This is a genomic window from Thermobaculum sp. T2p, assembly GCF_059335935.1.
Map to the genome: position 1 here is coordinate 1 of NZ_JANZYQ010000012.1, position 3939 is coordinate 3939.

At 44.2% G+C, this 3939-nt stretch carries 2 protein-coding genes; both read right to left on the minus strand.

The window, feature by feature from the left end; translation table 11 throughout:
• Nucleotides 1-173 precede the first annotated feature (173 nt).
• Nucleotides 174-2120: a glycosyltransferase family 39 protein gene (locus N2245_RS06565; protein ID WP_494535932.1), complete on the minus strand. Its 1947-nt coding sequence runs from the start codon at nt 2118-2120 to the stop codon at nt 174-176.
• Between the two features lie 88 nt (nt 2121-2208).
• Nucleotides 2209-3939: ArnT family glycosyltransferase (locus N2245_RS06570; protein ID WP_494535933.1), on the minus strand; the 1731-nt coding region annotated here is incomplete at its 5' end.

The window sequence follows — 3939 nt, forward strand, 5'->3', positions numbered from 1 at the left end:
CCAGTACAAACCTGGCAGGCTAACAAGCATAACTAGTAACAAGCAAATATAAAAGTCATACTTATTGGCATATCGGAGCACTAGCCCCCTATGCATAATATCCTCCAGGGATAACTAACCAATGAGAGCTTCTATGAAGAATGAGACTTGGGTCTCGAAATTTTGGTTCCTGATCATCTATGTTCCTCTATACCCTGAGGAAAGAAGCGTTCTATTACAGAAGGATCACCTAAACATCTGTTAAGACTGGTAAGGCTATTAGAAGTAATATAAATTGGCTGGCTTCTAGCTGATACATTATCTATCTTTTGCAGCACATGAAAACCGGCAAAGCTAGACCTCCTGTCGTTAGGAACAGCACTATATACCTCTCTAAACTTTCCCGAATCTAGAAGCTTTCGATACCAAATCACTGTATTTCTGGTCTCGTTCTGAATCATTATGATCAAATAGGAGGAGTGAAGGTCATTCAACCTGTTAATGACTATGTCAGTGCCCAGAACTCTAAAGTCGCAATCGATGCTTTTTGTATTAGTATTCTCGTCTATCCAGAAAACGGTACTACAGTCAAAGCGATCACAAAGATTTTGAAGGCTAGAGCCTGAGCTGATCTGTATCGTAACAGGATTAGCCATGCGCCAATCATGTTGTAGGCGATCGTGAAAGGGAACTTCTGCTATATAATAAGTCCCTCCTCTGTCCGTCATTAGTGTGACGGTTTGCCCATTAGGCACATTCTGCCTTACCCACTGGGCTACCTGCTGAGAATATGTGTGAACATATACAGGAGTACCCCTAGAAGGTCTATGCTCAGTAATAAACCCTCTTGCTTGCATAACTCCTGTAACAAGCACCACCAAACAAACTGCTGACCCTACTCCCCACAACAATTTATGGGCTAATTTACTCATTCGTAGCGAAGGCAAAAATCGCACAACATCAGCGATCATACATCCCAAAGCTCCAAGAATGAACACCTGAGGTGCGATAAGCTGCCTGGCAGCAAATCCAAAGAACAGTGTAACCACTACTGCAGGGATCCAAGTAACGGAAGCAGCACTAAAGTAATCCCAATCTGGGTCTGGTCTACTGAAGAGTCTCCATACAACGTATAACAGAGAGACAGGGACCAAATACCAAAGTCGAGTATAGGGCACTATGTCCTCTTTCATATGTGCTATAAGCGTTACATTCTTGTAGTTGTATACAGCTCCACTGGAAAGCATATAGGTGATAGCACCTACCCAAGCCACGACTATGAGCCAGGCAATTATCCTTCTGGCTCTATAGCTTCCAAACCTATCCAGGATGAAAGCTCTATACCTGTGGGCCAGAAGCAAAGCACCAACAAGGGTCAACACTAATACTAATCCCAAGGCAACTATCTCTGGTATGAACTTTGTAACAGCTACCTGCCCAGTACTTACCAGATATATCTGCCCAGTATGCTGATATACCCACACCCACCAAGGCGTTGCTACGAGTGCAGTACCTAGATAATAAGGTACGAGTACGTACAGTCCCTTGCCGAAAAACAAAACTGCCACAAGAGCCATCGGCAGACCTATTATCGAGGTCTCCTTGGTGATAATACTGAATCCCAGTAATAGCCCGGCCACAAAACCAATAGGAAGGCTGTCAAGATGTACTGCCCAGAGCAGAGCTAGTAAGGACAAAAGGTAAATAGACATCATAACGGAGTCAACTGTAAAGCCCATGGTCAACACAGACTGCAGCCCGAAGAATGTGACCATTATTGCAGCAAATACACCAGCTAGGCGGCCAGATACCTTGCTAACTATAAAGTACAGGGCAAAGGGCACTATCAAGCAGAAAAGTCGCATGCCCCACATTACCCTATCGAGATCAGTCCCCACGATCTTGATGATAGAGGCAATAATGATGGCCATACCAGGACCACGCAGAGGGTATGCTGGTGCGCCGAAAAACTCGTACCCCTTGCCACCTGATAGATTAAGTCCTTCCAGTAGGTAGCGATTACCGTCCGGGTAAATCATCCAATTGCGGGTAAACCAGTAGAGAGGAAGTAAGCTAAATAAAGCTATAACTGATAGGTCTATAAGACGACCAAACAGGTTACTATATCGATTCTCCAACATTACTCCTCATATCCATATAGAGCACTAACTCAAACATAGATAGACCACCGCAATTAATAACGAATTCGGAAACGAAAAAGTTCCAAATTTAGTTTGTAGGCTCCGGTATGCCAGTCGTTTTACCTTGTGGGAAAAACATTTCCTTTCTGTCCTTCTTGAGGCAACTGGTAAGTTTCCCTTCCACCTCAGAACTGCCTACAGCATAAGATTCTGTCTTGACAGCTGCTCTAAACTTAGCCCTAAGTATCATGTATCCTTGAAAATGCTTAGCCTTAGGTCTTATGTCCGAGTAAGCAACCTCAAAGGCTCCAGCATCTACCAGTTGCTCGTGCCAAATCCAGCCAGCAAACTGATCGGCATCTGTAATGGGCAATAGTAGGTACTGAGAACCAGAATGCTGCATGAACTCTAATAGATCCGTACTAGATAGCAATCTAAAGCTGCATCCCCATAAATGCTGTATCCATATAACTTTACTACACTCTATTGAAGTGCAAACATTATTGTTGCTTGGCTCATCAAAGCTATACACAGGTATATTGAACTGTTGCCATTTATGGTCGAGCTCATCCCTAAGAGCAACTTGATCAAGGTATCTGGCAGCATCGGTGAGGATAACAGTAATAGGTTCATCACTTGGTATATGAACTGAGATCCAATTCTCAGTACGGCTCACAGATCTATCAATTTGTAAAGGAAGCCTTGAAGTTGCTAACCCCTTAGGCTGTGACTCAGCCAAGCTTCTGGCATGGGCGAGCGCTGAAAACGCCACTCCAGCAAATACGATCAAACTAATGACTATTCCTGAGATGCGTAGCCATGCAGAATAATCCCTATCCTTCTTGAAGGGCAATGTGCAGAGATCAAAGATCATACTACCAATCAAGCCAAACAGTAGGGCCTGTGGAACCATGAGCTGCCGTGGGGCATATCCCATCATCAAAACTATCACTACAACCGGCATCCATCCTAAAAGACAGGTTCCATAGAGATGCCATTCGGGTCTACCCTCAAGGATGATCCTCCAAAGGAAATAGGGAATAACTAAGGGATATAAAAACCATAATTGTAGGTTCGGCAGTATATCTGAACGTATATGCTCTAAAGGAGAATCACTACCTATATCACGCACGCTCACAGAGAGGAGTATAAACATAGCCAAAGACCATATAACCGTAAGGATCCAGCTGAGAACAACTCTTGTAGATCTGTTACTGATGATGGCAAGTATTCTGTAACGTAACAACCACCCAACTAACAAAGACATGGCAGCCATCAAAAGTGCTGCATATATTAGCCCCAAGCTGATAGTAGCCTGACCTAGATCGACAAGATATATATCTCCAGTTCGCAGATATACCCATCCCCACCATGGTAAAAGGATGGCTACCAAGCCCAGGTAGTGAAGTGCAGGTTTACTCCAGCCAGTCTCAAACAAGAACGATGCCAGCAGCGCGGAAGGTAAAGCAACTAAGGCTGTTTCCTTAGTTAGGATGGCAAGCCCCAGGCTAACACCAGAGAGAAGCCAAGAAACATAAGATCTCTCATTATGCACAGCATGCATAAGAAGCAGCAGGGATAGCAAGTAGAAAAGCAATAGCACAGCATCAACAGTAAACGCAATGCTGAGAACGGACAAGAGCCCAAAGAACGCAGTCAAAGCACCAGCAATTATCCCGGGATAGATACCGGCAACCTTGCGTACAACCAAAGCTAACATTACTGGTGACAAAGCTGAGATCAGCCTCATTACCCAAACTATCTTGTCAACGTCGTTCCCCACAATACTAATAATCAGGGCGATGATCACCGCCATTAC

What these genes read in the sequence shown, in the direction of transcription:
- N2245_RS06565 (WP_494535932.1), bottom strand. Translation starts at nt 2,120, where the DNA reads ATGTTGGAGAATCGATATAGTAACCTGTTTGGTCGTCTTATAGACCTA.